The following is a 19,975-nucleotide window of genomic DNA, read 5'->3' on the forward strand; positions in this document are numbered from 1 at the left end:
ACCCCTGCAAAGGATCATCGGTAAATGCCCAGAGGTAACCGCGACGAGTTCAGCCCCACGGTTAAACGCGCGTTGTGCTTACGCGTGGGCACGCACTGCTCAAACCCCGGATGCCGCAAGCCAACGACGGGGCCGACGACGGATAAGAGCAAGGTCAACAACATCGGCCAAGCGGCACACATCGCTGCCGCTGCGCCTGGCCCGGGCGCGGCCCGGTACGATCCAACGATGACGTCGGAAGAGCGAAGCGACGTCGACAACGGCATCTGGCTTTGCCAGAACTGCGCCACGATGATCGACCGCGACGCTGCTCGTTACCCCGTGACCCTTTTAAAAGAATGGAAGCAGCAGGCCGAGCAGGTTGCGGACGAAGAGCGCGGCCAGAATCCCGTGTCCCGCACGGAGCTTGCCCTTATGCGAGCGGCCATCTTCAAAACTCCATTGGGGCGTTCCGTATCTACAGCGGTTGCGGAGATCGGGCTGTTGGCTGCTAAGGAACTGGAACTGCTCGACCCCAGGTTCGCGGTCGAGATGAACGTTATGGGCCGCAAAACGCAATTGGTATTTCGTGCGAAGGAACTCGTCACTTTCAGCGCACGCGTTGTTCCGGAGCGTCGGGCGGAATTCAGCGCGAAAATGCAGGCGTTGATCCAACACGGCGAGCGTTTGGAGATGGACGCCGCAGAGGTTCAACTCGAGGGATCGGCGCTACTCGATATCTTCCGAGGTGCTGATGGTACGGTTGCCTTCGATCCACACCTTCGGCTTCCGGCAGTTCACAAGATCCTTCTTCGTGATCCATCGAGTAACGCGGTCATGGTGATCGATGATTTCATCGGCGACGTCGTGGGCGGGACGCAGTCGATCACGTTCGAGGGCCAGGCGTTCAAAGGGCTGTGCGCCTTGCGCTACCGTTTCGATCGCTCCATCGAGGGCAAGGAGCAACACCAGTCGGTCCAATGGACCAATCACTACGGGCTTTGGGAGGGATGCGGAGTTCGGTCGTTGCCCTATTTCAACAAGATGTTTCGGTACGTCGAGGCGTTGCACAGCGGTTGGTCGACGTCGTGGACCATGGAGATCGATGGCAACGAAGTCTTGTCGGGAAGCGGCGCGTTCACCACTGCCGACGACATCCGTGAGGAGCACTTGATCCTCAGTTATGTCAGCAAGGTAAGAGAACTCTTGGCGTTGTGGAACACTGATGTTCCGTTTAGCAAGACGCCGATTTCATCCGGAGACATACAAGACGTCTCCGATCTCTGGGCGTTGCTGTGCGAGTGCCAGCGGCGCCCCGTTAAGGATCTCGATCTCGGAGGCCGCTGCTTCGTGCCCCGGACGGCAAAGGAAGCGACTGAAATCCGTGACCTGCTCGTGCGTGGGCAACCGGTCGAAATCACGTTGGAGCGTCATTTCGACCACCCGTTCAACATGCTGGGGACGCTTGTCACGGTTCATCCGACAACCTTACGATTCTCGAAAATCAAGCTTGGTGTTGTCGGAAGCTTTGCAAACATCACACGGGGCCGCCCGGTCCGGCTAACGTTGACGCCGTCCGACGACTGTGTTTACTCGGTCGATCCGTCTGAACGTCCGGTCTCGTTTGTTACGAACGCGGCGAAGGATTCGACACTCATCACGGATGCTACGCCAATTCTGGATAGGGAGACCTCGTGACGGTATAACAGGTGCGCGAGGTCGGCGGTCGTCCATTGGCAACGGCCCGGATCATGACGAACGCAAGGGAAGGGAGCCGGTTGCGTGCAACATCGACAAAGCCTAATACCTCTGCTGTATTGGCTATGCCGTCGACGGCGGAGTGTGTGCGCTGGCTCTGATCGTCGATGCGATCAGGCAACCTGACGTAGGACTATAAGGAGGGGCGTAGATTTGACGTCGATAGTGTGTTGGCTGAATCAGGATGATTATTTCGGTGGTGTGTGGGCCGTCAGCGATTCCCGAGTCTCCGGGGCGGCCGGTATTTGACGGACAATTGTCCCAAGCTTTTTGCCATACACGCCAATTCGTATAGCCCTACGGGCGATTTTTTGAGCAGACGACTGATGCGCGTCCTGTCTTTCGGTTTTGGGTTTGCCGGGAGCACGCTTATAGGTGCGAACGTCAAGGAAATGCTTGCAACTATTTTGGGCGATCTCCGGGAACTGGCCTACTATGACGCTCCCGACTATCCGTTCGAAGAACGGATACCTGCGCTCGCCGATATCGCGGAGCTGGCAAGGAAACTGGCCGAAACATATATCCTGAGCATTGGCGCCCATCACCCGACTAATGCGAAATGCGAACTGGTCATCTTTGGTTTCTGCATAAAAAGCTCCGAATTCAAGGTCTTCAGGATGTCCAATAACCCAGAAGCGCCTGCTTCTGTCGGCATCGAAGATCTGCCGGTCAGCGATAGGGATTTGATCATTCTCGGAGACAGAAAGGCTGCTATTCGTGAGCGTATTCTCTCACTGCGAACACGATTCGAAGTCGGCTCCGCGAACTGGCGGCGTGCACCAATCACGACGCTCGCAGCCATTCTTCGTGAGCCCGAACGTGGCTCAATCGGTGGGTATTTGCAGCTATGCACGGCGTTCCGTGACGACGTCAGACACCTGACGATTACTGCATCTGGAGAAGGCCGGTTTCCTTTTGTGGGGTTTGACATGTACCGGGATATCGGCCAGATAGGCGGATTTTTACCGGCGCTGTCGTTTGGTCTCAGTGAGCCAGGGCCTGACGGTTGGTCCGAACCGACGCGTAATCCGGACGACGATGCAGGTCGATAATTTCACGTCGTCGTTCCTGGGCTAACTCCGGGAGATTGCTCTCCGCACCCGGAAGCAGATCTTCTTCGCTACCGCCGACGTTCGGCTGGCAGCACTGTTCCAGCAGAAATTCGAGTTCATGGGGAACGACCGATTCAAACGCATCTCTCTGCCGCTACCTTGGGAGTCATTCTTATAAGCGGAAAATCCACCAGCCGACCGACGCCCGAGGACCTCCACTTCCATGAAAGAGCATCGGTGCTGACCGCTAGCGCGGATGGGCAAAAACGGTGGCGCGCTGGGGAAATTTCCCGTTTATGGGGCGCGCAGAGAGTCCCAGAGTTAAAGCCGGGGATGTAGATCGCGCCAAGCGCGAACTTGAAGGTCGGGGACCCTGTTCGAAGTCTTAAGGAATGGGATCGCGGCGCGGCTACTCATCGGGTCAGATTCGTGTGGGTGTCAATGATGAATACATTGGTCCGCGTGCCAGTGATAAGCAATTCCAGGGTCACGAGTGGGTATCCACTAAGGGACCTATGTCGAGAATGTTTTGAATCTTCGCAAAGAGCTCATCGTAGGTTACTACGTGCGTCTGCTGGGAGCCTCGGAAGAGTTCAAACGAACGTCGCTGCGTATCGTTCATCTGCTCTTGCTCGATATTTCCACCGAGAACCATGCATCTAGGTGCGGTCGCGGTGACCTTATCAAGATCATCGCGCATTACCGAGTAGTAGTTATTCTGTAACTCGTGGCGGTAATTCAGAACTTGCACGATCGATCCAGAGAGTTCTTCCGACACGGAAAATGCGTTCGCTCGATATTGCCCTCCAAGTAGTGGTAGTTGAGGCGTCTTGATTTCGATCAGAACAACATTTTTGGTAATGGGAGATCTATACAAGAAATCGAGCAGGTTTCCCCCTTTGTTGTCTATCAACTTTCCTCCAACGTATGCCTTATCCAAATATAAGACATTGCAATCTGAAAACGCCAACGCCAGAATAAAAGGATTAGCTGCAAAGAAATCGTGCCAGAATTGTTCGTCGTGGTTGTCACTGTTACGTCGCCAGAACTCGAGTGCATGTTCTAGTGTATGAAGAGCGGCGGATGGCATGACCAAAGAGGGTACCGGCGGAACGACCAACTTTTCTAGCAGTGCAAGCTCATGCTCTCGCCGAACCTTCCTCAACCAGTCGATAGGGTAGAGTTCAGCTTCAAAATCGATGGTACGATGATGATTTGCGCACAGGACGATCAAGTTATCAAGGTCGGTTATTTCCGCCAGAGTTGCAGTTGCGTCATACTTGGCGCCACCGGAAGAGAGAGCTTTGATGTTGGCTATTTCGCCGGTAAAAATGCCGCTGTCGCTAAGCAAGGATGCATTGCAGCCGGGAAACGTGCAGCGATAGCCCGCACGCAAAAAGGCCTCTCGCTTGGTAGATGCGCGACTGTGTGTTCTGGTCAAGATATGATCCTTGGCGTTTCGGAAAATCGATCCGCTTACGTGTTTTTAATGTGGCTAATCGGAATGGGCGATCGTAACATTGGCACGCTCGCCGCGGCAGCTACAGAGTCCCCGCAAGACCAAATCGCTGGTCGCGATCCTTGCTTTCGCCCCTCCGAATGTTGTGGCGTGCCAGTTTTGATATCGGAGAATTCCGTCAATTCAGATAGCTGCCGTTACATAGGTGACCACGACAGTTGAGGGCATGGCTGTTTATAGGTCGCGGTGTGTCGGCTGCGCGGCCGCGAGTCGGCTGCCTGCAAACGGGTCTTGACTCCAATCTACCTTCGGTCGCGGCTCGGTCATCGCCAGCGCAGCGCGCTCGATAGCGAAGTGCTCAATTGATTGCCCCGCGCTGATGGCCTGCTTGAGCCATTGAGGCATCTCTCCATCGCCCGACCAAATCTCTCCCGTCGCACTGCGATATCGGGCGGTTTTCTGGTGAATGTGGTCTTCGGCGATCGCGGCTGCGAGGTCATCAAGTTCGATCCCGACCTCAGACATCCTGCGGCGCAGGTAGGCGACTATACTGTCGCGCTTTCTCTCGTCCATGAAATTCCCCCGTTTGACGGTCTGCGTGTCGTTGGCGATCGTTTGAACCAGTGTTGCTGGAGTAAGGTCGTGGAACCAGTTTTTGGCTCGTCGCTGCCGTTGGGGACCGCGGGAGAAAATCTGAACCAACATTGGTCTCTATATCCATCCAGTCAGCGTGAAGGTCGATGTATTGGTCTAGTTCCATGATGGTTGAGTCAGAGGTCGCCCGGGTATTTGGAGTGATTTTGTCTCGGTGCGCGCTACTTAGCTTTATATGGTTGTGAAAGGGTTAGTGGCGGGAATCCCTACATATGATGTAGCGCTTCAGCGCCAAACAGGTTTCGAAGCCAAAGCATTCGCCGCCACCTGAGCAATACTCGAAAAAGTTAGCGCGAACAATCAAGTGAGTAAAGTCACACTAGGCGGAATACTGCTTCTTGAGCGCTATCCCGTTTGCCGCGTTCGATACTTCGAGAGCCTTTTCGCGAGCTTCAGAAAAATTTTCGATGTCTTGTTTTCCAAAGGGTAACTCGGGATGCAGCTCTCTCAACTTTAGAATTCGAATGGCTTGCGTCAAAGACTCCCTCAACGCGCCAACCATCGCCAGTTGCCCCTTGTGCGCCGCGCGCTGACGGCACCAAGAGAGGCGGTCCAGCAAATCGCCTATGTCGCTGTCGTGCATCGCGAAGGAATGTGTTGTCCCCGCCTCAACGTAGATGAATTGATTTACGAAACCGACAATGTCATGGCTAAGCCAGGCGAGTTCTGCACTCACCAGGAAATTCGCTTTGTCCTGTTCTTCCATGCGGCGGGTAACGTCCCGACGATGCTGCTCACTTGAGACCCAAACTGCACCAATGATCGCGCCTATCGAGCCGATCGCCTGCATCCAATTGGCCATCAGGCTAGTGTCGTACGGTTTCGTTCCAGCGGATGTTGCCCCAAAACCGGCGATCACGACTACGGCAACTATTCCGGAAAGAACGCCGAGCACCACTCGCCAATTTCGCATGCCATACCCTCGGTTATTTTTACGAAGAATCTTAGCATGAGAATTATTCCTCTCTGGCTCGCTGGTCAAGGAATGGGCACCCGCTCGCAACGGAGATACCATCGTTGCATGTGTTGCGAGATCACGACATCGGCAGGGGAAGCGGCAAAAATGAGATTAGCCTGCGGGTTGCATCTTCACCGGGTGCCAATTTCATGCTGTTCCGCTGTTTTGGCGGCAGATTTGGGGATAACCTGATACGGCCACATCGGGAGACGCAAATATGACGGGCCCAAGCGGGGCCAATGTGATCCCACCCGGGATCAGTCTCTCTGGTGGTGGTCTTGGCACCGGCTGGCTTTGTCAGGACCGCGTTGGAAAATGTCTGACGGTATCGATGACGGTGTCGTCGCCACCAATCGTCTCGAGGTGCTCCATCTTCACGATTTTTCGAGCAAACATCTTGACGCGCGCGAAGTATTTCATCGTGCGGCCCGCATCGACCTGCATCCCGATGCGGATGGATACGACCGGACCGGCTGATGCTTTGGACGCATTCGGGGCGCGATTACACGGCATTTTCCGTCGAGAGGCCACTACGCTTCGCTCACCACGGTTGCTGCACGCGTTGTACGCTTTATGATCGATGTGACTGACGGTACGCGTGCCGTCGTCAGCTTAAGCAGCGTGACCGAGTGAATTTCCATGATCTCTGACAGCTCGGTACAATTTTTACAGGGTCGAGCTTCACGCATTGCACGCCGGCACACTCAAATAGCTGCGGCTCGATGTCTCCAAGCACGCTGCCTGGTTCTCAGTGGTTTGCGTTCCGGTCTAGGCATCCGGCGTGACGAGTGGCGCTGCTGTCTACATGTTTGACTGCCGCTTTTCCGGTGGCTTGCGTGTCAAGCAACACTGGCAGATGTTCGCGAAATTCTTTAAAGTCCATGAATTTGGTGCGAACACCAATGAGCGAATAGATAAGGTTGCCACGAGCCCTCAGCCTTTTGTCATCGGTAATGAAGTAGTCCGCGATGCAAGCGTGTGTCAGATGTTTGTTGTCGCGATAACTGCTGCAGATCTTCCCGGCGTTGGTAAGCTTGACTGATTCAGTCTCGAAGTTGACGAAGTCGAGCAGATCTAGCAAGTCCTCGATGAGCTCGCCTTTCTCCTGCGGAAAGGTGGCCCGGATGCTGCCCGTCTGGATAAAGTCGTGGAGCAGTTGACGACCGGCAAATTTTCTCGTGACGTGATCGAAGCCCGCAATATCGGCCTTGGAGACTCGACGGAAGAAATCAGCTGGTCCCTTGATCAGTTCGTTATAAAGCTGTTTTCCCTTTCTCAATTCAGGATAGTCGTGGTAATGCTGGATAACCTCGGTGAAGCGATGTTTCTCAAAAGTCTTGGTGAGCCTTGAATATTTCGTAGCCCTATTTACTGTCTGGTAGATTTCTTCAGTGACGAAACGAGGCTCTCTGTCGATGAAAGCAATCATGCGGTTGCTCGTAAGGAGCGAAAGAAAACTAATAAAATCCGTGAGGAAGAGGGGGTTCATATTGATGGAGTCTTCGACTAGGTAAGCGCTGTAGACGAAAGCCATCTGGTTGCTCGCCTGCCCCGCCAAGCATTGGCGCGTGCACTGAGCATCCTCCTTGATGCGGGCAACCGCATTCTGGTCTAGGTAGATGACTGTCCCGTTCAGGTCAATGGATTGATAGTCAATGTTTTTCTGGTCAATGATATGACTTTCATCGAAGAAATTATCCGCTAGGTCGGCGGTCTGGTATCTAAGCAGGGTAGTTTTGAATTCCCGGATTATCTTGTTACCTTCACTGATGTACTCCTTGAAGGCTTTTCTCTTTTCGTCATCCAGTTCTTGGATAATTTTCGTGTCGTGATTGATAAGGCTTCCAAATAGTAGGAAAAGATCTGAGGTATTCAATTTGAAGCGTTCTGTCAACATGTTCAGGAGAGCTCCGTTGCGTGCACTCAGTGCCTTGACTTCGCTCTGCAGTGTGTTCCATGCCCCGATAACGATATCGTAGTCGACGCAGGTCGGTATATTTTCAGGTATTTCGGCTTGATCCAGCAGCTTGCTCAGTTCCGTCAGAATCCAATATTCTTTGGAATTCTGCACGGCACTCAAGCCTTCCAAGTCATCAAAGTACCCCATGAGCTTATTGAACAGGATGTTCGCGATGGCTTGTTGGAGGGTATTTATCATTCACGATCTCTCGATGGACAACTGTGCGGGCTATGTCATTAATTACACGCCATGTATGGCTGCCCCTCGAGCCCGTGGAAACCGGGAAAAGAGGGACCACGGTGAATGACTAGAATAGCAAAACTCTCGCCGATTCAGGTCGTTGCCGAGCCAAGGAGCATTTGAAGACAGAGCGCCTATGCCCCATGTCATCGAAGAGAAGTGGACGGTTTGCTGGAAGTGGGACTGACAGGGTCGCTTGACCTTGGGAAGGTGGCATTGTCAGGCGTCGCGGGTGCAATCACGGGCGGGGTCGCTGGTGGCTTCGGGAGCACATATGACGCGGCGAGACTTCTGGCATCGGGGGCCGCTGGGTGCGCAACAGGCGAACTGGTTGGTGGAGGCTGCGAGAGCGGTGCGACCTCTGGTTTGCTCGCTGGAGCGCTTCAATGGGCAGGGAATGCGATGAGAGTGGATCAGGTGCAATCGTCAACGGAATTCAAAGGTCTTGCTGACGCTAACGACCCTGAAGCCTCAGGGGTTATTTCGAATGAGTCCGGCCCCAGCGCCGGGATCAACGGAGATGAATTCAAGCTCGCAGGCACACGAGTGAGCATGGACGATCTCTTGAAGTACGGTACAGTCTCGGAGAGTCCCGACGGAAGCTGGTTGTTCAACGCGACCACGACGAACCCGGATACGGGCAAGCTGTATACGCTGGCTGAAGCGCTGAACAAAACGGGTGGTTTGACCGGGGGCTTTCAGGGACTTCCCGGTACGATCGCCGGCCTTCCCTATGTAGCCGGCGGTTTCACTGATAGATTGCTCGAGTCTTTTGCAGGTCCGCACGACTTTCTTGGTAGCTTGACAGCTTACGACCGCTTGGGAAATCTGGTGGAAGGCATGACATCCTTGCAACGAGCCGCGTTTGAGTTTCAGACCGACATCGACATTCCATTGGCTGCGCCGATTGCAGCTGCGACAGTACTGGGCCAATATGGGCTTGACTGGTCAGTCATCAACGGTCAGAAAACCAAGGCAGAGGAGGGAAAATGAGAAGGTCACTTGCAGCCGTCGTGGCCATATGTGCAGGTGCCGGATGTACCCCTCCCACTTACCCGGGAGCCGGCGGCGGTGCGCTTGATCCTTCCGCGTATGTTTCCCAGCCCTGTCCAGACATAAGCGGCAAATATGAGGGGCGCGGGTCACTCGTCGAAGGGGACGCCGTTGCACGGCAGGCACAACGGAGTTTGCGCATCGACTATGCTTTTCCGTTTAAGGGCGACTCGCATGCTCAGGAAGTTCTGACGGCGGAAAACGCAAGATATCCAAAGTTGGCAATCGTTACATGGAGCGAGCGCATTGCGGCAGTCAAGCTTGAATTCACGACTGGGCAACCTGTTGAGTACATTTCGTCGATGACCGACAAAGGCCGATTTGTCTGTACTGGGCCGAGCGGAAAGATAGTGTGGGGCGGGGCAAGTTCAGGAGCGCGATCGGAGTTTGGTCCGAACAGTACAGATACGACGGCGAGTCTATATCTGGACGAGAGCGGCAATCTCATGGCCGAAGATCATGCTCAAGTTCACATGAGCATGTTATTTGGCGCCGTCCCCACTGGGACAGCGCAGCACTACTCGATATATCGGTTCAAACGCTTGCACGAGTAAAATTCTAGGTCCTTAACGAATCGTTGAGTCCTGTTTTCGTCGTCGCATATTGCGACGTCGTCGACTTTCAGGCACTGATCAATGGATACGTTACGCTGGTTGGCTCTATGGACTACGTGGGTTTCACTCGACCGGCTTTCTCAAGTGAGGCACAGGTGTTGACTTGGCAGCCGAGCGCTCATCGGTGGCTTGGCGTCGAGCGTCGGCACCGGGGACACAAGGAAATCATTATCTATCACCTGCTGCTTAACATGCGTGAATCCCAGTGACGCCGAATCGTCGTTGGTGGCTTGATGGTAGGGCGCACGTAGATGCGTTGTTGGTGTCGGTGCATAGCAACGTCTCAGTCCAGAAGTGCCACGAATCCGGGCGGTTGCCCCTGATCGCGCGCTCTACTCCGTTGTGCGTTCACGCAGCCTTACGGGGACGGCATGCGTAGATGTAGGCGTTCTGTCTGGCGCATTGTCACACGAAGATCAATCCGCCTTGTGTTGGGCGTGCTTCATCGCACGATTGACTCATGTGGATGTCTCGCTAAGTGTTGAAGTCTTTTATCCAGAGTGTGTGGTGTAAAACATGTTGGCCCTGTTTGCCGGGGGCAGGTCACCCGTGCCCTTCAGGTCCGGCGTCTTGTTGATCAAGCTCGGCGTATCTTCCAGTTCAATGGCGTTGCCGCGATGGACCACATGGGACGTTCCACGGTTGTCCAGCGTTTCCGGACGATCCGAGCGTAGACCGTATTGATGGTGTCAACGTTGCAACAATGCTTGTGTCAATCCTCTGTATCGACGCACGGTGACATCGGCTCGGCTTTGCAGGACAAGCGTTTGCCGGCGCAAATTAAATGTGTCAACGGCAGCGGAAGAACTGATCGGGCCGATTTTATCGATATCGGGACGTGCGCCATCGGCTCGATGGAGTGAGGGGCCGCGCATGGCAAGCGCGAGAGCGGCTTGGTCTCTGTCCGGCCAATTTGAGACGTTCGACATAGGCGTCTACATCGTCGACAATCGGCGAACGAACACCAGATCGCGCCCTCATCGACCTTCACAACCATGAAAACTGCATCCCCTGTCGCGCTTATCACCGGCTCGACTTCCGGCATTGGTGCCGCCATCGCTCGGCGGCTCGCAAGCGATGGCTTCTCGGTCGTCTTGCATTCGCGTAGCTCGGTGGAAATAGGGCAAGCGTTGGCTCGTGAACTCGGCTCGGCAATTTACATACAGGCCGACTTAACCGACGATGCGGACAGGGTACGGCTTATCCGCGCGGCTGTCGCCGCGTGGGGGCGACTCGACGTTCTAGTCAACAATGCGGGAATCAGCCGTGTTATCCCACATGCGGATTTGGCTGCGGCCACGCCAACTGTGTGGTCGGAGCTGCACGAAGTCAATGTGGTTGCTCCGTTTCGCTTGATAGCCGAAGCGGAAACTGCATTACGCGATGCCGCTCAACGGGGCCGCCCGGGTAGCGTGATCAATATCAGCTCGCACGCGGGCGTCCGGCCAAAGGGCGCGTCAATCCCTTATGCGGCCACGAAGGCTGCACTGAACCACATGACTCGCCTGCTGGCGCTATCACTTGCGCCCGATATCCGGGTGAATGCTGTTGCCCCCGGGCTAGTGGATACACCATTGACCGCAGACTGGACGCAGGCGCAGGAGGTTTGGAAAACAAGAGCCCCAATGCGGCGGTCAGCTAGTCCCGAAGATATTGCACAGGCGGTCGCGATGCTGGTCGCTTCGGACTATCTAACTGGAGAAATTCTGCTATCGGATGGTGGGTTGAATCTCACGTAACAAATCGATGTTCTGGGTTCGAGTTTCCGAACTCGGCCATGAGCCGCCGGTCGAGGTCGCCATCCAATCCGGATATCCAAGGTCTCGTCCGTCCACGCTCAATGGCCGGTCTCCGGCGAGGAGATCGCAGGTGGCATTGCCTCAAAGCGGCCAATAGTCGCCGTTCGTTAAACGTTAAGTTCCGTCATTCCAATGACCGGTCCACTTTGATTAAGGAAGTTCGAGATCGATGCGCCGGGAATTGGGTGAAACGCCTTAACTTCCTGCCTGCGCCGTTTCGCTGTTCGCGCTGCAGAGAACACACTAGGTCAACGTCTGGTTGAGTGGGCAACTACTTCACATAGTCGATAGAACGGTTCTAGCAGCGTGCGCTGCGACACCGATACGCCAGTTTGCTGCATGCAGACGACTATCTGACGAATGGTAACTCAACGAATGGCGCATCGCGCTGCTGCTCGACCGCCGTAACGACGATCGCGTGACGTTGCTGGGCGGCGAGTTGTCCAATATCGAAGATGCAACCTTTGGCCTTGACACCATCACCCACAACTCACCATCGCGAAAATGTTTCAGTCTGGAAGCGCACACTCGAGGACTAGTATGTGTCTTGACTATCGAATTAATTTTCCTTTAATCATCAGGGTACAGCGATGGTTTTTTGATTGGCTACATCGTTGCTGTCGGAATTGATTCTGGAAGGTTCTCGTACCCGTCCTAGTGAGAAAGGTCCATCTTTTAGGAGTAGGTCATGCATTTCCGGTCTGCTTGCGCCGACTTCATGGCAACTCATTTTTTTCGTCTTTCGGAAGAGGATCGCCTATTCATCTTTGAAGCTGCGAATGCAATCGATATTCGCGCCTCAACGTTCGTTTTGGTGCCCATGCATTGTGATGAAGAGTGTCTAAGAAATTTTCTTGACCTGCTTGCAGGCCAAGCAAAAAACTGCAATGCAGCAATAATTATTTTCTTTAATGGTGATTCGCAAAGAACGAATGCAGAAAACTTTAGACACAAGCAACTCGTGGCCGAACGGGAAATTAGGAACGCTCGCGATCGATTTGGGTATAGCTCGATTTATATAATATCAAAGTATTTTGCGAGCGCCAGTACAATGGGACGCGTTAGGGGTCTGCTATGCGACATTGCATGCATCCTTGCCTACGCCAAGTCAATTGACCACCCGATAATCGTTAATATGGATGTCGATACCCGAGCTATTTCGCAAAAATATCTTAGTTCCTTTGCTCGGATGTTCGCTTCCGATCTTGATCTTAAGATGTGCGCGGGCGAAGTTAATTACGGTTACAAGGGGCTTGAACCGGTCGCGGTGCCCGACCAAAAGCACGTGCCAGAACTATTTCTATTCAACGAACTGATCAAAGCTATACAACGCTGCGCGCGAAACGGCGATATCAATTTCGAGAATCGAATCTGGCTTGAAGGCTGCAGCATGGCTTTCTCTCTCGCGGCCTATTGCGCATGCGGTGGGTTCGAATTCGACAAGAAAAGTGGCGAGGATGATGCTATCGGACGCGCCCTACACCGCTACAACCCGAACGCCTTCCTATCATCAGTGATAACGGAAGACACGATTTTCGAATGTGATCCAATCTTTACCACTTCGTTTAATCCTGACGGCTGGCTGGTCACTGACCCGCGTCGGATATTGCAAGCAATAAGTCTTGGACTCCCGGGGATCGAGGCATGGGCTGACTTGCCATTCCTCGATAACGCTGGCGCACATATGAACTCGACCGAACTAGCTCAGCGATGTCGAATCGATGCAGCGTTTATTAACGCATCCAGACTCAAAACGATACGCGATCCCCAAAATATTCTCGAACGCGGCCAATTAGCCAGTCACTTGTATTCTCTTATTTACAGATCGATAAAGTATGATCGCAAAGCAAGAAATGACACGCAGTTCCGACGGCTATTGGAGGAGGTTGGAATTCGTCTGAGGTCGGGGGAAGATATCCACTCAGATAAACCGCAGATAGATTGGGAAAGTAGTGGTTTATTTATGGCTCTGACGGAGATAAGTCGCCATGCCGACTACAGCTAAAGATCTCCGTGAATTTTTATTCAACAGATTTCCCATCGTCAGGTTTGTTTTTACGCAGGATGCTGTGGCATTGGTGCAGCGACCTATTGATATGAATTGGTATTACAGAAAAATATCTCCGATATCAGTTAATGGATTCAATCCCTTTGGTCGCCAAATATTTTATGGGCGCAATTCGTATCTCGAGAAGATTATTGTCGGCTGTACTGATCCTATCGGTGATGTCGAAATCGACTGGTACTTATATGAGGTCTTTTTCGCAGTGCATGATTTTATTCATATCTGGGCGATTTCCGCACTACTCCCATTCTTCCCAAAATGCACCGAGCCGAGAGCGTTCGAGGAGTCAGATTCGGTAGACGAATTAGCATACATACTGCTTATGAGTGAAGTGTCTGCGGTCGTCGCAATGGACTACTGGATGCTATCTACTATAAACCTATCGGACGATCTCGGGCCCGCCGTTCGGTTTCGATGTCTTACCACACCGTTTAAGCAAGATAGTATCTGCGATACAAAAAAATTGAGCGCCGAGTTTGCTGTAGAAGGCCACTCATTCTTTGAGTGGCTCGCAAAGGGATATTTCGACGGCGTTTTTTTGGGTTTCGAAGGGATTGACGTAAGTTTACTCCGCGATCTTGCGCCATGGTTGGTGAAGGAAAGGCGAGTTGGTGTATCTCAACGCAGTCTCATCAAGGCATGGATATCGTACTTAAGGCTGCTGGCGGGCGGTTCGGGGAATGAGGTCACGCTGATCCTTAACTCCCATCAGAGAATAGAAGCAATGCACGCGTTAGCGGGCGAGTTGTGGAGCATATTTGGGGAAGCAGGGGGTGCGTCGGCACTGCCGCTGAAAAGCGCACAGGAAGTCTACCTGCCGACTTCTTCGTTTCCCGTTGACTTTAGATTTATTGACCTAACGAGGATAGATTTAGATTTCGCAACTTTAACCCATTCGGATCTATCCACAAAGCAATTTGGCTATTTTGCAGCGCAATACATTTCCTTATTCGACTACAACGATGAGTACGAATTCGACGCAGTCGACTTTGACGAAGCAGTGCGCGGTCGGAGCATGCAAGCACTATTCCGTGTGTTCGGGGGGGTTAAACCGAGAGCTATTAATCGAAATAAGCACGTTCATTTATTTCTACCGAACTGACGTCTGACATCTCTACCGCAACGATGAAGCTTTCGGCGCGCAGTAACTGCACGAACGTCGGTAACAACAGAACAACCTACAACCGAGGTGAAAAAATGGCCAAAAGTGATGAAGGCGACAAGCGTCCGCTGGATGGCGGCGGCGGACGCGGTGAACGTCCGCTGGATGGTGGTGGCGGACGCGGTGAACGTCCGCTGGATGGCGGTGGCGGACGCGGCGAACGTCCGCTGGATGGTGGTGGCGGACGCGGTGAACGTCCGCTGGATGGTGGTGGCGGACGCGGTGAACGTCCGCTGGATGGTGGCGGCGGACGCGGCGAACGTCCGCTGGATGGCGGTGGCGGACGCGGTGAACGTCCGCTGGATGGTGGCGGCGGACGCGGTGAACGTCCGCTGGATGGTGGCGGCGGACGCGGCGAACGTCCGCTGGATGGCGGCGGCGGACGCGGCGAACGTCCGCTGGATGGCGGTGGGGGACGCGGTGAACGTCCGCTGGATGGTGGTGGCGGACGCGGTGAACGTCCGCTGGATGGTGGTGGCGGACGCGGCGAACGTCCGCTGGATGGCGGTGGGGGACGCGGTGAACGTCCGCTGGATGGTGGTGGGGGACGCGGCGAACGTCCGCTGGATGGTGGTGGCGGACGCGGCGAACGTCCGCTGGATGGCGGTGGCGGACGCGGTGAACGTCCGCTGGATGGCGGCGGCGGACGCGGCGAACGTCCTGTGGACGGCGGCAGCGGAGGCTGACTGATTGGGGCGGCCCGGCGGTCGCGACGGAAAAATTCGTCCCCGGGCCGTCCCTCGTTGAAATCAAACTGCCTTGCGGATTATGCTGGTCACGCAGCGATCGATGGAGCTTCCGTGAGAAAAGGTATGGAAAACGTCTTTCAAAAATTCTTTTATCCCTTAGACGCTCGTGAATTTCGGTCGCAATATTTTGGAAAGCGCCCACTGTACTTGGGCGGGCATCCGGACCGAACGTCGGGGCTGTTTTCTTTATCGCAGTTTTATGAATGCCTTATCGAATGCGAGAACGTCCGCGTCGTATTTGACGGTTTAAAACAAGCGCGGATCTCACCTGGCGATGCGAAAGACATGTTTGACGCCGGCGGAACGATCTGCGCCACCGGTGTTGAGCGGGGGAACGCTGCACTTCGTGAATTCCTGAAGGCGATCAAGGCAGAATTGAACTTCACAGGGCATCTGTCATTTCGAGCTTATCTGTCGCCGCCCGGGGCCGGTTTTGCACCACATTATGATCCGCGGGTGATTGCGACTATGCAAATTGAAGGTTCCAAGAAGTGGTTCTACGCCAACTCGCCATTTTGTGAGTTTCCGCTTGACAGTTCGCCGATTCCTCTACCTCAGAGGTATCTCACTTTCGTGGAAAACGCTGGACATAATCAATGCAAGCTCAAGCCCGGAGATCTCCTGTGTCTTCCGGCGGGAACGATCCACTGGGCGGAAGCGGGAAGCGACTCTCTCTCACTGAACCTCGCCTTTGACTACATCGGTGACAGTATTGCAGAGAGAATCGCCCGTCACGTCAGGAACGCCACCGAATGTCATCCTCGATCGCGGCAAGCAGTCTTTCTTCCTCTATCTGTCGAGAGTAAAACAGACGTGGACACCGCGATAAACCTAGCGATAGAGGCACTTGAGACGCTTCGACATTGCTCCGAGCAGCTATATGAGACACAGCGATGATCAGAGAATTCTGGCCGGCCCAGAAGTCGCAACTCTTGATCGACCACTAGCATTAATCGAGGATGCCGCATTGGTCCCACATTTTCTAGGGTCTCTTTGGGATCATCTGTGCGGCACTTGGAAGATATTGAATCGGCACGCGTATGGACAAAACATCTGCCTGGCGGGACTCCTGCACAGTATTTACTCGACTGAGCATTATTGCCACTCTCTTTGCTCACTTTCCAACCGGCGAAGGGTGGCGACATGTGTAGGCGGAGATGTAGAACAGCTTGTGTACCATTATTGTGCCACCTATAAGAAATCGATTTGGAGCGAAATACTCGGAAATCGGCAGTCACTCGTGTTGAGATCGAGGTTAGACGATCAACCTATTTCGCTAACTCGAGATGAAGCCCTATGTATTTTACAAGTAGCCTGTGCAGATTGGATTGAGCAATGCGCCGAATCAAATGGATCGCCAAAAGCGTTCATGGCATGGTATTTTAAAAACGTTGCCTTCGGGTATATTAATTTCGACGTGAAATTATCTGCGGAATCGAAAAATATCGAATTTACAGAAGAAAAGGAAAACATGAGTATTCTCGCTTATCACACGTTTTTGACCGACGAAAACCCGATTGAGTCAGAGGCGTGTAAAGAGGCGGCGCTTCTTAACCCATTTTCCGCTGAGCTCAGGATCTTTTTGGCAATTCAACAATGTTATTATCTGGATTCGAACGGTGCTCAATTGAATTTTTCACGTGCTCGCCGATTGATTAGTGCGTGGGGAACCGCATGGGATAAGCGTCTGACGTCTCTGGAATGGGAGATGGCCTTGTCTTGGGTCGAAATCCGGATTAAACCGGAGAACGCGCCTTTCTTACTCGATCAAGTGATCGGATCAATAAACGAAGGCAGGCTCCCGGAATTCATCGTCGGGCGAGGACCCACATGCGATCTATGAACACTGCAAATACACGGGGCGCGGCGGAGGTTCAGGGAACGATCACCTTTTGGTATGGCGAGGCGCTACGGTGGTGCTAGGGCACTGAACATGGGTTATGCGAGCCGTTAGGCGGAGCCACACATATGACTATTAATATTGAATTGTTAAACGAATTGGCGACGGTCTCATCCACACAAGTTTGCGGCCAGATTACAGTCCGCGGATTTTCAATACCTATCGAAAACTGGCTGCGCTTTCGACTATCGAATTCCTCCGCTCGCGCAATTCGCGTGGCGCCCGATGTCACCTGTTGTGTGGCTTTCGGAAATGACCACCCTTATCTTTCTCAAGCCCTTTCTTCAATCGCCGCTCAGAATATGCTGCCCGCCAAAATTTTAGTGGGCATAGATAATTCCAGCGGCTTGTCGGAAGAGACGCAAAATGATCTGGTTGATATCCATCATTTTCGAGGAAGAAATGGACCCTTTTTTATTATGGACTCGCTAATAAGGATGGCGGACAGCAAATATATACTGATAATGGATTCGGACGATATATCGCATCCTGATCGACTTGAACTGTTATTAAATTGCGCGGTTGAAGGCGAAGCTGAAGTCGTCGGCTCCGCTGTTGGGAATTTTGAGGAGTATGACGAGAAGATCTCGACGCTCGGTGTTTTTCCCAGAGACCCCTACGAAGCGTTGGCAAACGGTCTTTGTCACGCCATGCTGTATCCGACGATCTTAATCCGGCGCAGTGCTTACCTCGATATCGGTGGTTTTTCAGATTTCGATTTTTTTGGCATGGATACTGATTTCATAGTTCGACTCGCTCACCGGCGACGAGGAGTCAACCTTCCTCTCCCCTTGTATGCTAAGCGTCGACGGACAATGTCACTTACGGAGTGCCGTTCTACAGGAATGGAAAGCGACCGTCGCGCAAACATCTTGGAATATACGTCTACAAGACACCGCGCGCTTTTCTCGGGTTAAAAGCAGCGACTGAAGTATAGGACCAATCTATCCACTCGTTACCCGCGGACTTTTCGAATCCGCAGCCCCTGAATATTAAAGGCTTATAATAAAAGCTTCCTCGACAGTAGCCGATCTCGCTCCGATGGCGTTCGTCGTTATCGTTGGAGTCGCACCATTGCTGACGCCTAAGACAGGCGCCAACTCGTTAGCCATTCGTTTGTCGCGCCTTTACAGGCCGACCGGCGTGCGCAGAGCTGATATGTTGTGGCCGGTACACGCGGGTCGGCTATGGTCGACGATTGGACGTCTCCGTAGCAGTGCGAGCCGACCGTTCCATCCTGATACCTGCCTTTGAAGCCCCATCTGTTCGACCGGCGGCTATGGGTCGAAGATCGACCGCTGTACCAAGCGCACAATCAATCTCCCTTTCTTCGAGAAGGAGATTGTCATGGAAGCGCTTAATTCTTCCGGCGCTCGTCGGGTGCCGTGGAATAAAGGGAGGTTGACCGGCCAGAAGCCGCCGTTGAAACTCCGAGAGATCTGGGCGATTCGAACGAGACTGCAGATGTCGTGCAACGTGCGGGAGCTGGCGATGTTCAACTTGGCGATCGACAGTAAGCTCCGGGCGTGCGATCTAACGCGACTGCAGGTTCAGGATGTTTGCGTGGGAGGTCACGTGCTCTCGCGAGCGAGCGTTATGCAGCAAAAGACTCAACGGCCGGTGCAGTTCGAAATCACCGAACTGACACGCCAGAGCGTTGGTGCATGGATCTCGGCGCGAGGGCTGAAACCTGTCGACTTTCTGTTTCCGAGCCGGATCAGTGCCTCGCCTCATGTGTCGACTCGGCAGTATGCTCGCATCGTTCACCGATGGGTTGCATCGATTGGGCTTGATGACGCCGCTTACGGCACTCACACCATGCGCCGCACCAAGGCGTCGCTGATATATCGACGGACAAAGAATCTGCGCGCTGTTCAGCTTTTGCTAGGCCATACCAAGCTCGAAAGTACCGTCCGATACCTTGGGATCGAGGTCGATGACGCGCTGGAAATGGCTGAGCAAACTGAAGTCTGATTGATACTTCGCCGGCGAGCGGACGCTTGCCGGCCATGAAGAGTCATTCGTACGCAGGATCGCTCGGACATTCAGACGTCCGCTCAGCTACGAATCGGTCACTCAACCCGCCAGGGGCTACTTTCATTAGGGGATGAAAACAACGAATGGAGGGGAATCAAACTTGCGTCCGTCAGATGTCACAAGTTCGAGACGCGCATATAGATTGAATGATTGCTCGAGGCGCGGATTTACGACCAGCACTTGGATGCGCAACGGATGTGTGTTGTTTATCGCAAGCGGCGGGTTCACATCAATTCCGATAGCCTCGTCTGCCATACCAAATATGTCTTCTGGAAGGTTAATTCGGAAGGTACCCGAGACTTTTATTGCCGCTTTGGGAAGCCACGTACCTCCGCCTTCTCCACCTCCATATGCCCAAATGTCCAGTACGACAAGATTGAGCCCACGCACTACAGCGACGCTTTCGGTCGAGTTTGTAACGACGAGATCAAACATTGGATTAGAGGTGGCGCCGCTTGTTCGGACAGGGTCCCGAGATTTTTAAGTGGAATTGTTGGGGCAATCAAGCTGCCGATTTTATCGCTGGCAGCGTGGCG

17 protein-coding genes and 1 pseudogene are annotated in these 19,975 nt (G+C 53.5%); 13 read left to right on the forward strand and 5 right to left on the reverse strand.

What is annotated here, in order from left to right; translation table 11 throughout:
- The first annotated feature begins 24 nt into the window (after positions 1-24).
- A complete protein-coding gene (locus B0G75_RS38915) occupies positions 25-1,677 on the forward strand; it encodes a hypothetical protein (RefSeq protein ID WP_106314858.1) in 1,653 nt (550 codons plus the stop codon).
- A gap of 386 nt (positions 1,678-2,063) precedes the next feature.
- A complete protein-coding gene (locus tag B0G75_RS38920) occupies positions 2,064-2,789 on the forward strand; it encodes a hypothetical protein (protein ID WP_106314859.1) in 726 nt (241 codons plus the stop codon).
- A 487-nt stretch (positions 2,790-3,276) separates the two neighbouring features.
- On the opposite strand, the gene B0G75_RS38925 is transcribed toward B0G75_RS38920, so the two are convergent.
- The 3 genes from B0G75_RS38925 to B0G75_RS38935 form a co-directional block, all read right to left on the reverse strand.
- Positions 3,277-4,230, reverse strand: a complete 954-nt coding sequence (locus B0G75_RS38925; protein ID WP_146142599.1) for a Shedu anti-phage system protein SduA domain-containing protein — start codon at positions 4,228-4,230, stop codon at positions 3,277-3,279.
- A 252-nt stretch (positions 4,231-4,482) separates the two neighbouring features.
- Entirely contained in the window at positions 4,483-4,821 is a 339-nt protein-coding gene (locus B0G75_RS38930) for an H-NS family nucleoid-associated regulatory protein (protein WP_106314874.1), read from the reverse strand.
- Between the two features lie 400 nt (positions 4,822-5,221).
- Positions 5,222-5,815, reverse strand: coding sequence for a hypothetical protein (locus tag B0G75_RS38935; protein ID WP_106314861.1), 594 nt, complete (start codon positions 5,813-5,815; stop codon positions 5,222-5,224).
- 360 nt (positions 5,816-6,175) lie between these two features.
- Here B0G75_RS38935 and B0G75_RS40980 point away from each other — a divergent pair, with 360 nt between their 5' ends.
- Entirely contained in the window at positions 6,176-6,337 is a 162-nt protein-coding gene (locus B0G75_RS40980; protein WP_181309446.1) for a hypothetical protein, read from the forward strand.
- A gap of 271 nt (positions 6,338-6,608) precedes the next feature.
- Here B0G75_RS40980 and B0G75_RS38940 read toward each other — a convergent pair whose 3' ends face one another.
- Positions 6,609-8,018: a hypothetical protein gene (locus B0G75_RS38940; protein WP_106314862.1), complete on the reverse strand. Its 1,410-nt coding sequence runs from the start codon at positions 8,016-8,018 to the stop codon at positions 6,609-6,611.
- Positions 8,019-8,468: 450 nt separating this feature from the next.
- Here B0G75_RS38940 and B0G75_RS38945 point away from each other — a divergent pair, with 450 nt between their 5' ends.
- From B0G75_RS38945 to B0G75_RS39000, 10 genes and pseudogenes are all read left to right on the forward strand, one after another.
- Positions 8,469-9,053, forward strand: a complete 585-nt coding sequence (locus B0G75_RS38945; protein ID WP_146142600.1) for a hypothetical protein — start codon at positions 8,469-8,471, stop codon at positions 9,051-9,053.
- A gap of 1,669 nt (positions 9,054-10,722) precedes the next feature.
- Positions 10,723-11,466, forward strand: coding sequence for an SDR family NAD(P)-dependent oxidoreductase (locus B0G75_RS38960; RefSeq protein WP_106314866.1), 744 nt, complete (start codon positions 10,723-10,725; stop codon positions 11,464-11,466).
- A 430-nt stretch (positions 11,467-11,896) separates the two neighbouring features.
- Positions 11,897-12,007, forward strand: a pseudogene (locus B0G75_RS41780) (DeoR/GlpR transcriptional regulator); the annotation flags it as partial.
- 207 nt (positions 12,008-12,214) lie between these two features.
- Complete coding sequence (locus tag B0G75_RS38970; protein WP_106314867.1) at positions 12,215-13,531, forward strand: hypothetical protein; 1,317 nt, start codon at positions 12,215-12,217, stop codon at positions 13,529-13,531.
- A complete protein-coding gene (locus B0G75_RS38975; protein ID WP_106314868.1) occupies positions 13,515-14,693 on the forward strand; it encodes a hypothetical protein in 1,179 nt (392 codons plus the stop codon). Before B0G75_RS38970 ends, B0G75_RS38975 begins: the two co-directional genes overlap by 17 nt.
- Positions 14,694-14,801: 108 nt before the next feature.
- Positions 14,802-15,443, forward strand: a complete 642-nt coding sequence (locus B0G75_RS38980) for a hypothetical protein (protein ID WP_106314869.1) — start codon at positions 14,802-14,804, stop codon at positions 15,441-15,443.
- A gap of 110 nt (positions 15,444-15,553) precedes the next feature.
- A complete protein-coding gene (locus tag B0G75_RS38985; RefSeq protein ID WP_146142601.1) occupies positions 15,554-16,399 on the forward strand; it encodes a JmjC domain-containing protein in 846 nt (281 codons plus the stop codon).
- On the forward strand, positions 16,383-17,345 hold the full coding sequence (locus B0G75_RS40420; protein WP_146142602.1) for a DUF6817 domain-containing protein: 963 nt from the start codon (positions 16,383-16,385) through the stop codon (positions 17,343-17,345). The genes B0G75_RS38985 and B0G75_RS40420 overlap by 17 nt, the downstream gene beginning before the upstream one ends.
- Positions 17,346-17,470: 125 nt before the next feature.
- Positions 17,471-18,319 (forward strand): glycosyltransferase family A protein, encoded by an 849-nt coding sequence (locus B0G75_RS38995; protein ID WP_106314872.1) that lies wholly within the window; start codon positions 17,471-17,473, stop codon positions 18,317-18,319.
- 430 nt (positions 18,320-18,749) lie between these two features.
- A complete protein-coding gene (locus B0G75_RS39000) occupies positions 18,750-19,376 on the forward strand; it encodes a tyrosine-type recombinase/integrase (protein ID WP_106314873.1) in 627 nt (208 codons plus the stop codon).
- 126 nt (positions 19,377-19,502) lie between these two features.
- Here B0G75_RS39000 and B0G75_RS40425 read toward each other — a convergent pair whose 3' ends face one another.
- Positions 19,503-19,874, reverse strand: a complete 372-nt coding sequence (locus tag B0G75_RS40425) for a hypothetical protein (protein WP_146142603.1) — start codon at positions 19,872-19,874, stop codon at positions 19,503-19,505.
- Between the last annotated feature and the right edge of the window lie 101 nt (positions 19,875-19,975).

This window comes from Paraburkholderia sp. BL18I3N2 (genome assembly GCF_003001875.1).
GTDB classification, from domain to species: domain Bacteria; phylum Pseudomonadota; class Gammaproteobacteria; order Burkholderiales; family Burkholderiaceae; genus Paraburkholderia; species Paraburkholderia phytofirmans.

Coding starts and splice junctions, on each gene's coding strand:
- B0G75_RS38915 (WP_106314858.1), top strand. CDS start 25: ATGCCCAGAGGTAACCGCGACGAGTTCAGCCCCACGGTTAAACGCGCG.
- B0G75_RS38920 (WP_106314859.1), top strand. CDS start 2,064: ATGCGCGTCCTGTCTTTCGGTTTTGGGTTTGCCGGGAGCACGCTTATA.
- B0G75_RS38930 (WP_106314874.1), bottom strand. CDS start 4,821: ATGGACGAGAGAAAGCGCGACAGTATAGTCGCCTACCTGCGCCGCAGG.
- B0G75_RS38935 (WP_106314861.1), bottom strand. CDS start 5,815: ATGCGAAATTGGCGAGTGGTGCTCGGCGTTCTTTCCGGAATAGTTGCC.
- B0G75_RS40980 (WP_181309446.1), top strand. CDS start 6,176: ATGTCTGACGGTATCGATGACGGTGTCGTCGCCACCAATCGTCTCGAG.
- B0G75_RS38940 (WP_106314862.1), bottom strand. CDS start 8,018: ATGATAAATACCCTCCAACAAGCCATCGCGAACATCCTGTTCAATAAG.
- B0G75_RS38960 (WP_106314866.1), top strand. CDS start 10,723: ATGAAAACTGCATCCCCTGTCGCGCTTATCACCGGCTCGACTTCCGGC.
- B0G75_RS38970 (WP_106314867.1), top strand. CDS start 12,215: ATGCATTTCCGGTCTGCTTGCGCCGACTTCATGGCAACTCATTTTTTT.
- B0G75_RS38975 (WP_106314868.1), top strand. CDS start 13,515: ATGCCGACTACAGCTAAAGATCTCCGTGAATTTTTATTCAACAGATTT.
- B0G75_RS38980 (WP_106314869.1), top strand. CDS start 14,802: ATGAAGGCGACAAGCGTCCGCTGGATGGCGGCGGCGGACGCGGTGAAC.
- B0G75_RS40420 (WP_146142602.1), top strand. CDS start 16,383: ATGAGACACAGCGATGATCAGAGAATTCTGGCCGGCCCAGAAGTCGCA.
- B0G75_RS38995 (WP_106314872.1), top strand. CDS start 17,471: ATGACTATTAATATTGAATTGTTAAACGAATTGGCGACGGTCTCATCC.
- B0G75_RS39000 (WP_106314873.1), top strand. CDS start 18,750: ATGGAAGCGCTTAATTCTTCCGGCGCTCGTCGGGTGCCGTGGAATAAA.
- B0G75_RS40425 (WP_146142603.1), bottom strand. CDS start 19,874: ATGTTTGATCTCGTCGTTACAAACTCGACCGAAAGCGTCGCTGTAGTG.